Raw genomic sequence first — 15,894 nt, 5'->3', positions numbered from 1 at the left:
GAATCACCTCGTTGGACGTAGTTTATTTCGAGCTAGAGACAGGCCGAACTTCAAGCCTACACCTATGTATACCATCGCATTCGTAAGCCAAGAATACTTTGTGCGATAGTGCTTATTATGGAACAAAATCATCGCTCTATGAAATTCATAAATAATCTTATATGGTTTTCTTCGGCTGCTAGCCCCTTTGTGATGAACGATCTGAGTCTTAGGGTAATAATAATTCACCCAACCAGCTTCTTTAATTCTATAACACCAATCAATATCTTCACCATACATAAAAAATTCCTCATCCAGCATGCCGACATGCTCTATCGTCTCACGGCGGACAAGCATGAAGGCACCTACGAGGGAGTCGATGGGATATTGTTGGTCAGGATTTAGATAACCAAGCTGATATTGATTGAATCTGTGGATTTTCGGGAATAGCTTGGCAAATCCGAATGCATAGTAAAACGATGCCGAAGGCGTTGGGAATCCACGCTTACAGGCTTTATCGAGAGAACCATCTGATAGCACGATTTTGCATCCACTGGCCCCTACAATAGGGTTTTCGTCCATGAAACACAGCATGATGTCTAATGTGTCCAGTTGTACGATTGTGTCGGAGTTCAGGAGCAGGACGTAGCGACCTTTAGCGATGCGAATACCTTGGTTGTTAGCTTTTGAGAAACCTACATTTTCTGTATTGGCAATAGTGACTACCTGTGGGAATTCTTCATTCACAGATTGAATAGTGCCGTCGTTAGATGCGTTATCAATAAGGATGATCTCATATTTGTATGATGTAGTTGACGTAAAAACCGATTCAATGCAGGCAAGCGTTAGATCCTTCGTTTTGTAGTTCACGATGATAATGGATAAATCCAAGATATGACCTCATTTATTAATTGATTACCCCTAGTATAGCATGGGAATATTATTTTTCGCCTAAAAAAATAAGACTAGCGTCTGCTAATCTTAGGTAGTCATTTGATAAACCATTTATACACTTCGGACGATGCTTGTTTTTGTTTCGAACGAATTAGACTTCTCTTGTCTCTCAACTCCGGGTACTTGCGATAAAAATCCATCCAAGCGCCTAATAATTTGGGTTCACGGATGAGTGCATACACAAGTCTAAGGCATTCATATACCAAAAGTGGGAAGAAATGCTTCATAACGGCTTTGATGTTATCGTTCTTAATCATCATTTTATAGCGATTAATATAGGATAATCTTCTTACAAAAAGCGCTTTGCTGCTCCTGCCGCCCTCTTTCCAGCCCCGTTCATGATAGACGATTGCTGTTGGCTCATAAAGTGCCTTCCAGCCTAATAATTGCGCACGCCATGCCACATCTACATCTTCTTTATAGGCAAAAAAGTCCTCGTCAAAAAATTCGCCATTGAGACTAATATCGTTAATCATATTGCGTGAGTACATTGCAGCGGCGCCGGAAACACCGAAGACTTCTTCGGTTTGTTGATACTGATCGTTGGTCTGGTGTGCACCGCGGTCAAGCCCTACGAGCTTTATTAATAATTAGTCCGGTGCTGTCTATATGATGAGGTGACGCCTTGAAAAGTAGTTTGCCCGTTGCACTGCCTACTCGAGGGCTATTCTGAAGTGCAAGGACTGTGTTGAGCACATAATCCGGTTCAAGGACGACGTCAGGATTGAGGATTAAACAGTAATCCGTTTCTGTCAGCCGGATCGCTTGATTGTGAGCACCGGCGAAGCCGTTGTTTTGATTGTTTTGGATGATCGTGCATTTCTCTTGCCATTTTGTCAACGAATGAAGTGTATGATCCTTGGATGCATTATCTACGACAATGATTTGGTCAATTGGATGGGACTGTTTCAGAACAGCTTCTAAACAATCTTCGATATGTTCCGCGCTATTATACGTGACGACATGGACACTGACTGTCCGTTTGCTAGCTTCCAAACTAAATCAGCCTCCTCTTCCTATTCATTATACGGAATTGGAAGCCGAAACAAACGACATTTTCCACCAGGAAATTCGAAAACAAAAAAGCCATCACTATGCACATAAAGCATAATGATAGCTCTCCCAGACTGCTAAGCTTCCTCTAATTCTTTTAAAAAAGCCTTAAGACCTTCCCGCCACGCACGTAAATCTTCAAATCCGTTCACTCGGATTGCCTCATGTTCCATCGCTGAATTTCGAGGTCTTGGAGCAGGTCGCGGGAATTCTTCCGTTGTACATGGCTCTACGTTCATTGTTATACCACTTTCTTCAAAAATAGCACATGCGAAGTCATACCATGAACAAACACCCGAGTTAGAGGCATGATAAATGCCGTAACGATCAGTATCAATGAGTTTTTTAAGAAAAAGGGCAAGATCTACTGTGTACGTAGGTGATCCAAATTGATCACTGACAACCTTTAATGAATCTCGTGTTTTTGCTAATTCCAGCATCGTTTTCACGAAATTCTTTCCGTACGCGCCATATACCCATGACGTTCTTACAATAAAATATCTTGACGAAATCGCTTGAACATGGAGTTCTCCAGCTCTTTTCGACTTTCCATATACACTCTGTGGATTCGTGGGATCGTTTTCACTGTAGGATTGCGTAGCCATCCCATCGAAGACATAATCCGTGCTTATATATACAAACTTCGCCCCGATACTCTCAGCGGCAATCGCTAGATTTCTGGTCCCATCCGAATTTACTCGAAAGGCGTCCGCTTCATTAGTCTCCGCAAGATCAACAGCCGTATAAGCAGCACTATGGATAACAACCTCTGGCTTTAGACGTTGAATTACCTCTAAACATTGATCCTCATTCGTAATATCGAGCTGTTCTCTTGTTAACCCATGAACCTCATGCCGAGCTTCTAGCAGCTTAACAATATCTTGGCCAAGCTGCCCATTCGCGCCAGTTACAACAATTTTCATGCGTTTTCACCTAAACGCGAACCATATTGCTCATTAAAATACTTTTGATATTCACCTGTCTGTATTCGTTTCCACCAATCTTGATTGTTCAGATACCAATGAATCGTCTCATGAATACCTGTCTCAAAATTGTGCTTCGGCTTCCAGCCAAGTTCAGTTGTAATTTTGGTTGCGTCAATCCCATAACGTCGATCATGTCCTGGGCGATCTTTAACAAATTGCATCAGAGACTCAGACTTGCCAAGCTCGCGAAGGATCGTTTGGATAATTTGAATGTTTGTTCGTTCGTTATTTCCACCGATATTATAAACCTCACCACTAACTCCCTTATGTAGAACCAAATCGATCGCACTACAGTGATCCTCAACATAAAGCCAGTCTCTAATATTAAGACCGTCACCATATACAGGCAGAACCTTGTCGCTTAAGGCGTTGGCAATCATCAATGGAATTAGCTTTTCAGGGAACTGGTAGGGACCATAATTATTGGAGCAGCGAGTGATATTCACATCTAGTCCAAAGGTCTCATGATAAGAGCGAACCATTAAATCAGAACCTGCTTTACTCGCAGAATAGGGACTATTCGGAGCAATCGGCGTTTCCTCCGTGAAGAGTCCTGTTTCACCAAGAGATCCGTATACTTCATCTGTCGAGACATGAACAAATTTTTTAACCACATGCTTACGAGCAGCTTCCAGCAGGACTTGAGTACCCAACACATTCGTTTTCACGAAAATGTCCGGTTCAAGAATACTACGATCCACATGCGATTCCGCGGCGAAATGAACGACTGTATCAACGCCTTGCTCGAATAAACTGTTCACGAGCTCTGGATTCGTAATATCACCTTTGACGAAGGTGTATTGACTATTCTCTTGGATGGATGTCAAATTCTCTAAGTTTCCTGCGTACGTTAGTGCATCCAAATTAATGATTCCATAGCTGGGATAGCGATCAAGCATATAGTGAACGAAATTGCTGCCGATAAAACCGGCACCGCCAGTTATTAGTATTTTCATATGACTATGACTCCCTACTTTGATTTTTAGCAATAACCTGCTCTAAGTACTCTAGCAAATCCTTTTTTAAGTCATTTCGCTCCAGAGCAAAGTCTATAGTTGTCTTAATAAATCCTAACTTTTCTCCCACGTCATATCTTGTCCCAAGAAAATCATATGCGTAAACACTTTCGGAAAGATTTAATTCAGCAATCGCATCGGTTAACTGAATTTCTCCACCTCGACCAATTTTAGTGTTTTCCAAGATTTCAAAGATTTTAGGAGTAAGAATATATCTTCCCATGATAGCTAGATTAGATTGAGTGACATCATTTATAGGTTTTTCAAACAGTTTATTCGTTTTATAAATCCTTTCACTTAATTTATCCGCTTCAACAATACCGTAACGCGAACGTTCTTCATTAGTTACTTGCTTTACACCAATAATTGATGACTTATAGTCACTATGGAGATCAATCATTTGTTTTAAACAAGGTGTTTCAGAAACGACGATATCGTCCCCAAGAAGAACAGCAAATGGTTCATTACCTATAAACTTACGTGCACACCAAATCGCATGACCGAGTCCTTTTGCTTCCTTTTGTCTAATATAATGAATATCTACAAGTTTTGAAGACTTTTGTACTTCATCCAAAAGTTCAAATTTACCCTTATCAAACAAATTTTGTTCCAACTCGAAATAGTTATCGAAATGATCTTCAATTGCTCTTTTCCCTCTGCCGGTCACAATAATAATATCTTCAATTCCGGAAGCAACAGCTTCTTCAACAATATATTGGATAGTTGGCTTATCTACAATTGGCAGCATTTCTTTTGGCATTGCTTTCGTTGCAGGAAGAAATCTTGTCCCGAGACCTGCTGCTGGTATTATAGCTTTTTTTATTCTCATTAAGTTCTCCTAATTTAGAAATTCGTTTCTGCATCTTTAAGTAATGGGTGTCTTTGATCTTTATCAGAGAGAATAGGGTAAGAAGTTGGCCAATCAATACCTAATGCAGGGTCACTCCAAAGAATGCCTCTATCATGTTCAGGTGAGTAGTACTCATCCACTTTATAAAGCACTTGCGTGTTAGCTACAAGAGTACAAAAGCCATGAGCAAAGCCCTGCGGAACTAGGAGTTGGCGTTTATTGGCCTCGCTAAGTATTACACCTACCCATTGTCCAAAAGTAGCTGAATTTGTTCGAATATCAACTGCTACATCATAAATAGCTCCAGATGCCACTCTTACTAGCTTTGTTTGGGCTTTAGGTTTTAACTGATAGTGGAGTCCTCGTAAAACTCCTGCTTCCGCAGATAATGAATGATTATCTTGAACAAATACTTGATCTATTCCGATCTCTTTAAACTTAAGACTGCTATAACTCTCCAAAAAAAAGCCCCGATTATCTCCATGGACATCGGGCTCAACAATACACAGTCCTTTTATATTCGTAGAAATTAATTTCATCAGTGTAGCACCTCTTATAATTTAAATTTCCCAAATTCCTCTCCAAAAAACAAATTTCTAGCCAATTCATTCGCTTTTGCTAATGAGGCATGTGTACCTGCATCGGTCCACCAACCTTTAAGGATATCGTATGTTAAACTATGTCTTTGGATATAAGCATTATTTACGTCTGTGATTTCTAGTTCGCCTCTATCTGAAGGTTTGAGATCCTTAACAATTTCAAATACTGAATTGTCATACATATATATACCAGTAACTGCATAGTTACTTTTTGGCAGTTTAGGCTTCTCTTCAATAGATATGATTCTATCACCTTGCAATTCTGGAACCCCGTATCGCTGAGGGTCAAGAACCTCTTGAATTAAAATCTTAGCTCCAGTACGTTGAGCCCTAAAGTTATTGACAAATGGAACAATGCTTTCTTCAAAAACATTATCACCTAATACAACAACCATTTGATCGTTTCCTACAAACTGCTCTGCTAAATCAAGTGCTTGAGCAATTCCTCCAGCTTCATCTTGAACTTTAAAAGTAAAAGATACTCCCATTTCTCTACCGCTTCCTAGTAGGTTAACCACATCACCCATATGTTCTTTACCTGTGACAATCAAAATATCCGTGATATCTGCTTGTTTAAGTTTGAAAACTGAGTGGAATATCATCGGATATTTACCAACTGGAAGTAAATGCTTATTTGTTACTTTGGTTAGCGGATACAATCTTGAACCCGTCCCACCAGCTAGGATAATCCCTTTCATTGAAAAACCTCCTATTCTATAATTTTTTCAGTACTTGTTGATAATTCTCACACTCTTTTTTGGAACAAAATTTTAAGTATGAAACCAACATTTCTTAAAACACCTGACTTATAGAAGGAAAAAATAAATATCATAAAAATGACTTTCAATCTGCTAGCCGTGAAAAAATTTACAAACGAAATTATTTCCCTACTTTGCTTCTCATTCATAATATCAACATATCTCCGATAGAAAGCATTTGCTTGATTGGTATATTTCGATAAATTTAGTTGAGCCTTAATTTTATTAATTTGAATTTTATTTTTTTGGGCACCAATTGTATTTGTACTATGTTGACGATAAAAAACAAGTGGTTTTTTTATGACATCAATCTTTCCAAAAGCACTCGCTACTAGGGCTATCCACCAATCATGCATTATTGCTTCTTTAGGTATAGGAGAAGCTAATAAAGCTAATTTCCGATTGATTCCTATTGTGCATCCAGTAACCACATTTTGGATCAATAATCTATTTAAACCAACATTGCATGGATTAAGGTTCTGGTAGTGCCAGAATGATGGATCCATCATTTCTAATTTCTCATTAACCACAGCTAGATCATGATGAATTAAAAAAGGATTACTGTTACCAGCCTGTTTAAGTCGTTCATATAAAATATCTACTTTTTCTTCTGACCAAATATCATCTTGATCCGCGAACATAAAATATTCATAACCCTCATCAAGAGCTTTCTTTATCAAAAAATCAAATCCCTGAATTGGGCCCATGTTTTCACCAAAAAACAGTACTATATTTTCGGGATATTGAATTGAATATCTCTTTAATATGGATTCTGTTCGATCCTTAGAACCATCATCTCTCACAAAAACAACAAGAGAAATACGATTTTGAGTTTTCAGTAAAGAATCTAGCATTTCTTCAATATAATTTTCACCATTATAGGTTGCCATTAATATCGCCAGTTCTTTTTTCAATTTTTTCACCTATTTCAACAAAATTTCCATAAATATCTATTCTTTATTCTACAATATATTTGAACAATGATTCTCTTAAAATTGTATTATTTAGTATTTCTAACTCTGGCTCTTTTACACCTCGCTTGATTTCTGAATTGAAATATGAGCGCAAGAGCCAAACTAATTTATCATTCCCTTGGAAATTCAATGATTCTGCCATTTCCTCTAATCCAATTAAAGGATCATTATTAAATATATGAATTCCCTCAAATCTATGAAGATTTGCAGCATAAATCCAACATATTTCAAATAGCATATGTTTCCTATTAGTATTAATTGTATTGGTACCATGTAAGCGATAACGCATGAGAGCTGATTCAATGATCGCACACTTCCCATACTCTGCTGCTCTTAGCGCAAAATCCCAGTCATGTGCAAAACGCAAATTACGCATTCCGCCAATATGGCGGTATAATTCCTTGGTAAATACCATATTACTTGTTGTGGAGATAAAATTCGACATAAGAAGATTTCTTATAAAGTCTTTGTTTTTAGCAAAAGATTTATCTTTATGAGCAATGGGCCATGGTTCCATGTTCTCCCATCCCTTTTTTACACCCAAGCCACTCCCCACTTCGTTAATTAATTTAATATATGAACATACTAAATGGGTATCTGTATTTGTTCGTAAATAATTTAAACATTTTTCTAAACGATCCTTTTCAAATGAATCATCTGAATTTAGTATAGTCAGATATTCACCACTTGCCATTTCCAGTCCACGGTTAATTGTATGATGAGCTCCCCTATTCTCATGTTTGAGGAGTATGATCCTACTATCTTTGAAAGATTCTGCGATGCTATATGAACTATCTTTTGAACCATCATCGATGATAATCAATTCAAGGTTAGCATAGGATTGATTTAATACACTCGATATTGCTTCACTAATGAATTTTTCGTGATTGTAAAGTGGAATTATCACGGAAACTCTTGCATCTTGATCTTTCGGCGATCTTGATTTGAAGAACATAATATATCTCCTTTAATGTGGAATCACTAATTTAATTCCAGTAGGTACTAAAAACCCGCGTCCTTCTTGGTATGGTCTGGAATCTCTTACAACAATTATAAGTACATCATTTATCCACTGAATCTGCTCATGCGCCTGGTAGGTTCCATTGGCTAAAGCAATGTCAAGGGAATATTTCCCACTACGTAAAAATGGGAATTCCCAAACAAAACGATAGTTATATCGCTGACCTTTCTTTAAAGGGTTCATAGACACTTTTTCAAAATGTGTATTGGTGACAACCACACTATTTCCCAAAGCGTCTTTTAAAGTAAATCCCAGGATAGGTAAATCAATATCATTGTCTATTTTTAGGGTGAAATCAATATATATGATATCGCCACCTGAAATTACACTACACTCTTTCTCAGTTTCTTGATTTATTAACCGTACGGATTCGAAATATCCATCTCCATTTCCAAATGCTTGCGGTCGTGAAGTACTCGTATCATGTGTTTCGACATCTTCGTTTATTTTATCGCTATTATATAGCGTGACTGCTTGCATTTCCTTAATATCGTAGCTCATATAGGCTTGATATTCATCTAATATTTTATCTGGACGACCTTCTTTAAAAATCCTTCCACCATCCAGCCAAATAATTCGATCACAAAAATTTGCTAATGCTCCTGTGTCATGAGTAACAAAAAGCACTGTTCCTGTCTTTTTTATTTCTCTTATCTTTCTATAACATTTCTGTTGAAAGCGCATATCTCCAACACTGAGTGCTTCATCAACAATAAGAATCTCTGGATTAATATTGATTGCAATAGCAAATGCCAAACGTACAAACATTCCACTTGAGTATGTTTTTACTGGTTGATGTATAAAATCACCAATATCGGCAAACTCCAAGATGGACTCAACACTGTTTCGCACATATTCTTTTGAATATCCCAGAAGCGTGCCATTAAGATGTATATTTTCTAATCCTGACAAATCCCCATTAAATCCTGCTCCTAATTCCAATAATGCGGAAATCTTTCCTTCAACACTAATTTCACCAGCAGATGGAGCAACTATTCCGGCGATCATTTTCAAAAGTGTTGATTTTCCAGATCCATTTTTCCCAATAATCCCAACAGTTTCTCCACGCTCTACATTAAAAGAAACATTATCAAGAGCATGAAAATTTTTATGATATTTTTTTTTTGTTAAAACTTCTTTAACTCGGTCCATCGGGCTCGAATAAAGTTTATAGACTTTGGATAAATTATTAATTTGAATTAATAAATCGGACAAGTTAATAGACCTCCCACTTCAAACTCAATCACGGCCTTATTTACAATGGAATTATTATAAAACATCAGCAAATTGAGGTTTCATCTTTTTGTAAAAAACAGCGCCGATAATTGATAAAACAATTGTAAAAACCCAAAAATAAATTGTTAGTCTCGGATTTTGGAAAAACCAATTTCCATTAATTAAGGATTCTCTATAACCATTCACAATATAATAAACCGGATTTATTTTTAATATCCATCTAAATTGCTCTGGAACAACCGTTTCAACCCACATAATTGGTGTAAGCCATATCCCAAATTGCAGCAATATTCCTACTATTTGTGTTGCATCTTTGAAAAATACATTTAAAGTAGAAATGAAATAAGAAATTGCAATAATTAAGGCTACTAAACAAATGTTATAATACAAGATACTTATTAAATGAATTCCTGGGAATCTCCCATAAATCGTGAAAAGTAAAATAAGCAAAACATTAAAAGCAATATTTAGAAAAAATGAGGAAGTAACTTTCACCAAGGGTAATAAAGCAACTTTAAATACAAGCTTCTTTACAACAAATGAATAACTTGTAAATGCACCTGTGGCATTAATAATAGCATCCGCAAAAAAATTCCAAGGGATCATTGCTGCGCACAACCACAAAATGAATGGCACATTTGAAATGGGTTGGGCTCGAAACCCAATCTGAAAAACAAACCAAAAAATAATAATTGTCATAATTGGTTGAATAACCGCCCACAAAATCCCAAAATACGAACCTGAAAATCGACTATTAAAATCACTTTTCGACATGTTTAATAGTAAACTTCTGCTTCTCCACATGTCTAGTATAGTGCTTTTCATGTTTCAACCCATCCTTTTTGAACTACTGCTTTCGCTTGGTACTTTGAAATTGCCTTATAAAAGGAATCTTTCATAAGTTCAGCTGCCCTTAGCGATGAAAAGAAGTGCATATTTATCTCAATAGACTGTTCTGTATTTTTCTTATATAAATCAAGATTAACAAAAAATGTATCAAACTCTTTTTTAATTGTATCAATTTCGTGATTCTCAGTTATTATGCCAATATTAAATTGTTTAACGAATAGTGCTACATCACCGACATCTGTTGAAAAAATTGGTGTTCCAACGCACATGGCTTCAATAGTTACGATTGGTAAACCCTCAAATATGGAAGCAATCACTAAACCATTCATAGATTTTGTAAATTCAGGAACATTGGCAATATATTTAATTCGATGTATACGACTTTGCAAATCATATTTCTCAATTAATAATTCAATTTCTGGAGATAGTTCACCGTCTCCTACCATGACAAAGTCAACATTTTCATACGTGTTTATAATATATTTTGCTAATTCAAACACTTTTTTGGGTTGCTTTTGTTCTGTAAACCGTCCTATGAATGCAAAATGTAATTTGTCAGGGTTAAGATTATGATCTTTCAATACATCAACTCTTGAATAGTTTCCAGTTGTTAATTTATTGATATTATCCATATCTGTTGCAGGATAAACTAAGTCGATATCTTCAGAATTAATTCCATAGGTAGTAACAAATTTATTCTCGATTTTTTTATTAATTGCAATAAAGCGATCATACGAACGGATTGCTGGTCTATCGTAATATTCAATCCATCCATACTTATAATCATATACATCCTGTGCAACAACTGGGATATCACTATATATCCTACGTATATCCGCGGCTTTCTCCATCGACCAAGGTGAACTATTACAGATCCATACTAAATCTGGATTATAAGCTCTCTTAAACTTCTCTAATAAATTCAAATACTTATCAAATGTTGAAATTTCCGAGAGATCATAGTAGGACAAGCACAAATCTGTAATTTGATAAAAAAGACTACCCTGCTCTGGACGTAAAGATTCAAATGTGATTACTACAAAATCAAATTCGCTTTTTAATCGGCTCATAACTTCGACAGTGTTACGTTCTACGCCTCCAACGGCCATAAATGCAGGAAATATAAAAACAATTGGTTTTTGTTTTTCTAGAGTAATAACTTCGATTTGATTATACCAATTAATTTCCTTAGGTTGGTGAGAATATAAAACTTTACCATCCAATGTTTTTATTTCTTTTAATTGATCAGATATATCTATAATATTACTAAGCTGGCGACTTCCAGGAATCTTTATAAATATGCCTGTATATTCATCTAAACTATTTTGAAATTTCTCAAATGAGACAAGCTTCTTCGCGAATATTGTTGATTCTTGGACAGTGAAAGCATAAACTGACGGAAAATATTCTAAGTTATCAGAAACGATAACAAAATCATAGTCATATTGTAATATTGTTAAAACTGCATTTAAAAATTGTGTTTTTTCTAGAGCGCGACTAGAATCTAAAATCTCATAGACGTATTCTTCATATTCCATTGATGTACAATCAGATGATTGAATCTGAATGTCTGGGAAAATAGAACAAATGTCTTGATATTCTTGAACTAAAGAAGAAATGCTTTTTTTTAAATTGTATTCTTTAATAGTGATCCAAACTTTTCTTTTTTTTTCTTGCGTAGACGTTGTAATTATTTGTGTATCATTATTTTTTTTACTAGCTTTCACTAAATACTTCATAGATTTCTTTATAAGTGGAGTTATTTTATTACATATTGTTTTCAAATAATTCCAAGTATGTTTTGTTAATAAATAATTGATTTGAAATTGAATTTCTACTGACTTTGTATCTTTCGGCAAATAATCACTAATTAAAATCGGATCTATTTCATTAGAGAAATCATACTGATTCCCATTATTAGTTTTGCCATTTGTAAAGATAAATTCGATTTCTTTAATTTTTCCATTTTCCAAATAAGCACTTGCATAATTCAGTTTTATTTCACAAAAATTATTTAGAGGATCAAATCTTAATTTTCCTATTTGCCTATTTCTCATATCTAGGTGGAGGGTTACCGTTCTCTCGCCGACTGTATGAAACTGGATTGAATTAATTTCCGTAAAGTCATTATTTTTATCGAAAAATAATTGTGATTTTCCAAAATATAAATACCTAAAAACATACCTCTTTGCCTGTTTAGTAAATTTAGCATTGTCATAACCAAAGGCAAGTCCAAGATACATATAATAACTAAATACGATCGCATACATGCGAGAACAAATTTTTCTAATTAAGTGCGAATCTGCCTTCAATAACACTTTTTCAAATAGCTTGGTTAACTGTTTGAAAATATAAATCATCAGACGTCCGGCATCCCCGACTACATCAATATTTCTGTTTGAAGAAACATATTTTGCATACTTTCCATTAAACTCATCAATATCGACCTTTATTTCGTCACTAGTTAATCCCGGTTGGATACGTTTAAAAGTGTTCAATTCTTCGCCAGCAGTAAATTGGCGTTTACAATATTTATCTACGCTTGAATAAACATGATCGTGGTGCGCTAAAGCGTTAGGATTATAATATATATTTACTCCTATTTTGGATAAACGGTATCCAAGTTCTATATCTTCAAAGTTACACTTTTTAAAATCCTCATTAAATAAATATCCTAATTGTATAAGATGCTCCCGATAAACACTAATATTCGATGTATAAAAATGCCGGAAATCAACTATGTCATAAGGTTTCATTCCAACAAAACCGAATTGTTCGCAGCCTATATCCGTAATGTGAGTCATCAAATGATTCATCTGAATGCCTTCTCGCCAGTCGATCCTACCTAAAGTTGCATGCATTTTCCCATTTTTTAAATACGATTCATAATGTTCATTCAGAAAATTGGGAGTAGGAAATATATCATCACCTGTAAATAATATGATTTCCCCAGTTGCATATTGGTATGCATGATTTCTCGCTTTGGCAGCTCCACCATGTTTATTTCTCAACACTTTAATGGGGAGAAAATTACAATTTTCCAATATATTTACAGAATCATCATTGGAAGCATCATCCGAAAATATTAATTCGTATGAGTACTTTGTGACTTTATTTACTTCTCTCCAATGTTCTAATAAAGCAGGCAACAGTGGTGCTCTATTATAAACAGCCATAATTACACTGACTTGCATTTCAACACTCCCACTTAAAATTATTTTATTTACACCTTATATAACTTAGCTTCAAGCTTATCTGTAGTTCCAATTCCAAACCCCTCATAATCATATCCAATTTCACCTAATTTTTGACCTAATAAAAAGTTTCGTGTATCTAAGATATAAGGAGTTCTCATGATATTACATATATATTTCCAGTCCAAATTTAAATACTCATCCCAATGCGTTAATAATATCACGGCATCTGAATTTCTACATAAATCCTCAGGGTTATTAAAATATTCAACAGATATATCTGGATTTAATGACTTAAACATATCCATCCCTTTTGGGTCATGTACTTTAACGGTAGCACCAAGACTAATTAATTTTTTTATTATCGTAGTTGCTTGAGTTTTCCGAGCGTCATCCGTATTAGGTTTAAATGTCAATCCCAACACACTAATTATTTTTCCGTTTAATGTTTTTAATCTGCGTTGTATTTTTTCAACACAATATAAATGCATTTTCTCATTTGATTCGATTGCTGCTTTAACAATAGTTAGTGGACTTCCATAATTTTCAGATGTAGAGAGCAATTCAGATGTATCTTTAGGGAAGCAACTACCGCTCCAGCCGCTCGACACTTGAAGAAACTTTTCTCCAATACGGCTATCTAGGCCAATACCTTGAGACACATCCAATACGTTTGCACCTAAACTATCGCAAAGCCTAGCAATTTCATTGATATAGCTTATTTTAACTGCTAAAAAAGCATTAGAAGCATACTTAATTAATTCTGAACTCTTAATATCGGTTTCAAAATATACAGGTTTGGGGTCACTAAATTTTCCATAATTAATATTTTTCAATACAAATTCGTAATTTTCTCTATTCAGTATTTTTGAATAAAGATCTCGCATAAGATTTTTTGCTTTTTCACTATCTACTCCAACCACTATCCGATCTGGATAAAAGACATCTTCCAATGCATATCCTTCACGTAAAAATTCCGGATTACTAACGACTGAAAAATTCAATTCACTTTTTAAACCTGTAATCTTTTCAACAATTGAGGTAACCAAATCAGTCGTACCTAACGGAACAGTAGATTTATTAATGATAACCGTAAATTTATTGGGATTTAAATGTTTAGCAATGGTCTCCGATGCCATTTCTATATATTTCAAGTCAGCACTACCATCAGAATTTTGAGGGGTACCTACACATAAAAAAACTACGTCAGCATTGAATACCTCATCAAATGAGGTGCTCGCAAATAACGTCTTATCATAGTATACATTTATTAGTTCATTTAATCCCGGTTCAAATATTGGACTTTTTCCTGTCGTGATTAGATTGATTTTTTCTGCATCAATATCAATGATTGTGGTCTTATAACCCAATACTGCAAGAGCAGCGCCAGTTACAGACCCCACATATCCTGCTCCAATACAAGCAATGTTCATTTATTTTAGTTCCCCTTTTTCAATTCTCTTTTGATACGCCGTTATTGTACGTTCCAAACCATCTTTTAAGTCAATCTGTGGTTCCCAGCTTAGGATACTTTTCGCTTTTTCAATAACTGGCCTACGAACCTTTGGATCATCCTTTGGTAATTCATGGAAGGTAATAAGACTGTTACTATTTGTTAACTCTTTAACTAAATGTGCAACCTCAAGGACTGTATGTTCCTTTGGATTACCAATATTAATGATCTCACCTGTTGCAGTATCTTTTTCCATTACTAGCTGTAATGCTTGAATTGTATCATCAACATAACAAAAGGATCGTGTCTGACTTCCATCGCCATATACAGTTATATCTTCTCCTAGTAAAGCTTGAGTAACAAAATTCGAAATAACTCTTCCGTCATCATTGCGCAAACCAGCAGAGTAAGTATTAAACAAACGTACAACTTTTACATCTACTTTGTATTTAGTATAAAATTCATAACAATATACTTCACCTAATCTTTTTGCCTCATCATAACAAGCTCTTGGTCCCCATGTATTTACATTCCCTTTATATTCTTCTGGCTGTGGATGAATTTCTGGATCCCCATAAGCCTCGCTTGTACTTGCAAATAATAGTTTAGCACCATAACGCCTAGCAATTCGAAGCATATTATAAGTTCCAATTGTATTAACAGCAATTGTTTCAAAAGGGGCTTCCTGATAAAACTTCGGTGAGGCAGGTGAGGCTAGGTGATAGATTTCGTTTAATTGCTCGAATTTCAAATCGTTTATACTTAACTCATCTGCCGCGTCCATATTAATAAATTCAAAGTTCATATTTTGAATTAATTGACTAATATTTTCTTTCTTACCCGAAGATAAGTTATCAATCCCAATAACTTTATAGCCCTTCTCTACTAATTTACTTGCAAGATGGGAGCCAAGAAATCCAGCAACTCCAGTGATTAATGTATTCTTCATTAGTTACCTCCTAAATTATGATC

The 15,894-nt window shown here is 35.4% G+C and carries 15 protein-coding genes; all 15 read right to left on the bottom strand.

What is annotated here, in order from left to right; genetic code table 11:
• Positions 1-3 precede the first annotated feature (3 nt).
• Positions 4-870, bottom strand: a complete 867-nt coding sequence (locus ACSQ8O_RS06695; RefSeq protein WP_436240942.1) for a glycosyltransferase family 2 protein — start codon at positions 868-870, stop codon at positions 4-6.
• 98 nt (positions 871-968) lie between these two features.
• The gene (locus ACSQ8O_RS06690; protein ID WP_436240941.1) at positions 969-1,424 is read right to left on the bottom strand and encodes a glycosyltransferase family 2 protein; all 456 of its coding nucleotides are present in this window, start codon (positions 1,422-1,424) and stop codon (positions 969-971) included.
• Between the two features lie 73 nt (positions 1,425-1,497).
• Entirely contained in the window at positions 1,498-1,929 is a 432-nt protein-coding gene (locus tag ACSQ8O_RS06685; protein WP_436240940.1) for a glycosyltransferase, read from the bottom strand.
• 134 nt (positions 1,930-2,063) lie between these two features.
• Positions 2,064-2,909: a dTDP-4-dehydrorhamnose reductase gene (gene rfbD / locus ACSQ8O_RS06680; protein WP_436240939.1), complete on the bottom strand. Its 846-nt coding sequence runs from the start codon at positions 2,907-2,909 to the stop codon at positions 2,064-2,066.
• Positions 2,906-3,928 (bottom strand): dTDP-glucose 4,6-dehydratase, encoded by a 1,023-nt coding sequence (gene rfbB / locus ACSQ8O_RS06675; RefSeq protein ID WP_436240938.1) that lies wholly within the window; start codon positions 3,926-3,928, stop codon positions 2,906-2,908. Before rfbB ends, rfbD begins: the two co-directional genes overlap by 4 nt.
• Before the next feature lie 4 nt (positions 3,929-3,932).
• On the bottom strand, positions 3,933-4,817 hold the full coding sequence (gene galU / locus ACSQ8O_RS06670) for a UTP--glucose-1-phosphate uridylyltransferase GalU (protein WP_436240937.1): 885 nt from the start codon (positions 4,815-4,817) through the stop codon (positions 3,933-3,935).
• 14 nt (positions 4,818-4,831) lie between these two features.
• The gene (gene rfbC, locus ACSQ8O_RS06665; protein ID WP_436240936.1) at positions 4,832-5,377 is read right to left on the bottom strand and encodes a dTDP-4-dehydrorhamnose 3,5-epimerase; all 546 of its coding nucleotides are present in this window, start codon (positions 5,375-5,377) and stop codon (positions 4,832-4,834) included.
• A 14-nt stretch (positions 5,378-5,391) separates the two neighbouring features.
• Complete coding sequence (locus ACSQ8O_RS06660; protein ID WP_436240935.1) at positions 5,392-6,135, bottom strand: sugar phosphate nucleotidyltransferase; 744 nt, start codon at positions 6,133-6,135, stop codon at positions 5,392-5,394.
• A gap of 47 nt (positions 6,136-6,182) precedes the next feature.
• Positions 6,183-7,118 carry a glycosyltransferase family 2 protein gene (locus ACSQ8O_RS06655; RefSeq protein WP_436240934.1) on the bottom strand — a complete coding sequence of 312 codons (936 nt, stop codon included), beginning with the start codon at positions 7,116-7,118 and terminating at the stop codon, positions 6,183-6,185.
• A gap of 34 nt (positions 7,119-7,152) precedes the next feature.
• Entirely contained in the window at positions 7,153-8,124 is a 972-nt protein-coding gene (locus tag ACSQ8O_RS06650) for a glycosyltransferase family 2 protein (RefSeq protein WP_436240933.1), read from the bottom strand.
• 12 nt (positions 8,125-8,136) lie between these two features.
• Positions 8,137-9,405 carry an ABC transporter ATP-binding protein gene (locus ACSQ8O_RS06645; protein WP_436240932.1) on the bottom strand — a complete coding sequence of 423 codons (1,269 nt, stop codon included), beginning with the start codon at positions 9,403-9,405 and terminating at the stop codon, positions 8,137-8,139.
• 54 nt (positions 9,406-9,459) lie between these two features.
• A complete protein-coding gene (locus tag ACSQ8O_RS06640) occupies positions 9,460-10,200 on the bottom strand; it encodes an ABC transporter permease (protein WP_436240931.1) in 741 nt (246 codons plus the stop codon).
• 47 nt (positions 10,201-10,247) lie between these two features.
• The gene (locus ACSQ8O_RS06635; RefSeq protein WP_436240930.1) at positions 10,248-13,469 is read right to left on the bottom strand and encodes a glycosyltransferase; all 3,222 of its coding nucleotides are present in this window, start codon (positions 13,467-13,469) and stop codon (positions 10,248-10,250) included.
• Positions 13,470-13,498: 29 nt separating this feature from the next.
• Positions 13,499-14,902, bottom strand: coding sequence for a UDP-glucose dehydrogenase family protein (locus ACSQ8O_RS06630; RefSeq protein WP_436240929.1), 1,404 nt, complete (start codon positions 14,900-14,902; stop codon positions 13,499-13,501).
• On the bottom strand, positions 14,903-15,871 hold the full coding sequence (locus ACSQ8O_RS06625; protein ID WP_436240928.1) for a UDP-glucuronic acid decarboxylase family protein: 969 nt from the start codon (positions 15,869-15,871) through the stop codon (positions 14,903-14,905).
• Between the last annotated feature and the right edge of the window lie 23 nt (positions 15,872-15,894).

This window comes from Paenibacillus sp. LjRoot56, assembly GCF_964253335.1.
GTDB lineage: Bacteria > Bacillota > Bacilli > Paenibacillales > NBRC-103111 > Paenibacillus_E > Paenibacillus_E allorhizoplanae.
This window is presented reverse-complemented; position numbering and strand designations above follow the sequence as displayed.

Excerpts from the sequence above, each read along its gene's own strand:
- ACSQ8O_RS06690 (WP_436240941.1), bottom strand. The coding sequence starts at position 1,424 with ATGTACTCACGCAATATGATTAACGATATTAGTCTCAATGGCGAATTT.
- rfbD (WP_436240939.1), bottom strand. The coding sequence starts at position 2,909 with ATGAAAATTGTTGTAACTGGCGCGAATGGGCAGCTTGGCCAAGATATT.
- rfbB (WP_436240938.1), bottom strand. The coding sequence starts at position 3,928 with ATGAAAATACTAATAACTGGCGGTGCCGGTTTTATCGGCAGCAATTTC.
- galU (WP_436240937.1), bottom strand. The coding sequence starts at position 4,817 with ATGAGAATAAAAAAAGCTATAATACCAGCAGCAGGTCTCGGGACAAGA.
- rfbC (WP_436240936.1), bottom strand. The coding sequence starts at position 5,377 with ATGAAATTAATTTCTACGAATATAAAAGGACTGTGTATTGTTGAGCCC.
- ACSQ8O_RS06660 (WP_436240935.1), bottom strand. The coding sequence starts at position 6,135 with ATGAAAGGGATTATCCTAGCTGGTGGGACGGGTTCAAGATTGTATCCG.
- ACSQ8O_RS06650 (WP_436240933.1), bottom strand. The coding sequence starts at position 8,124 with ATGTTCTTCAAATCAAGATCGCCGAAAGATCAAGATGCAAGAGTTTCC.
- ACSQ8O_RS06640 (WP_436240931.1), bottom strand. The coding sequence starts at position 10,200 with ATGTCGAAAAGTGATTTTAATAGTCGATTTTCAGGTTCGTATTTTGGG.
- ACSQ8O_RS06635 (WP_436240930.1), bottom strand. The coding sequence starts at position 13,469 with ATGCAAGTCAGTGTAATTATGGCTGTTTATAATAGAGCACCACTGTTG.
- ACSQ8O_RS06630 (WP_436240929.1), bottom strand. The coding sequence starts at position 14,902 with ATGAACATTGCTTGTATTGGAGCAGGATATGTGGGGTCTGTAACTGGC.
- ACSQ8O_RS06625 (WP_436240928.1), bottom strand. The coding sequence starts at position 15,871 with ATGAAGAATACATTAATCACTGGAGTTGCTGGATTTCTTGGCTCCCAT.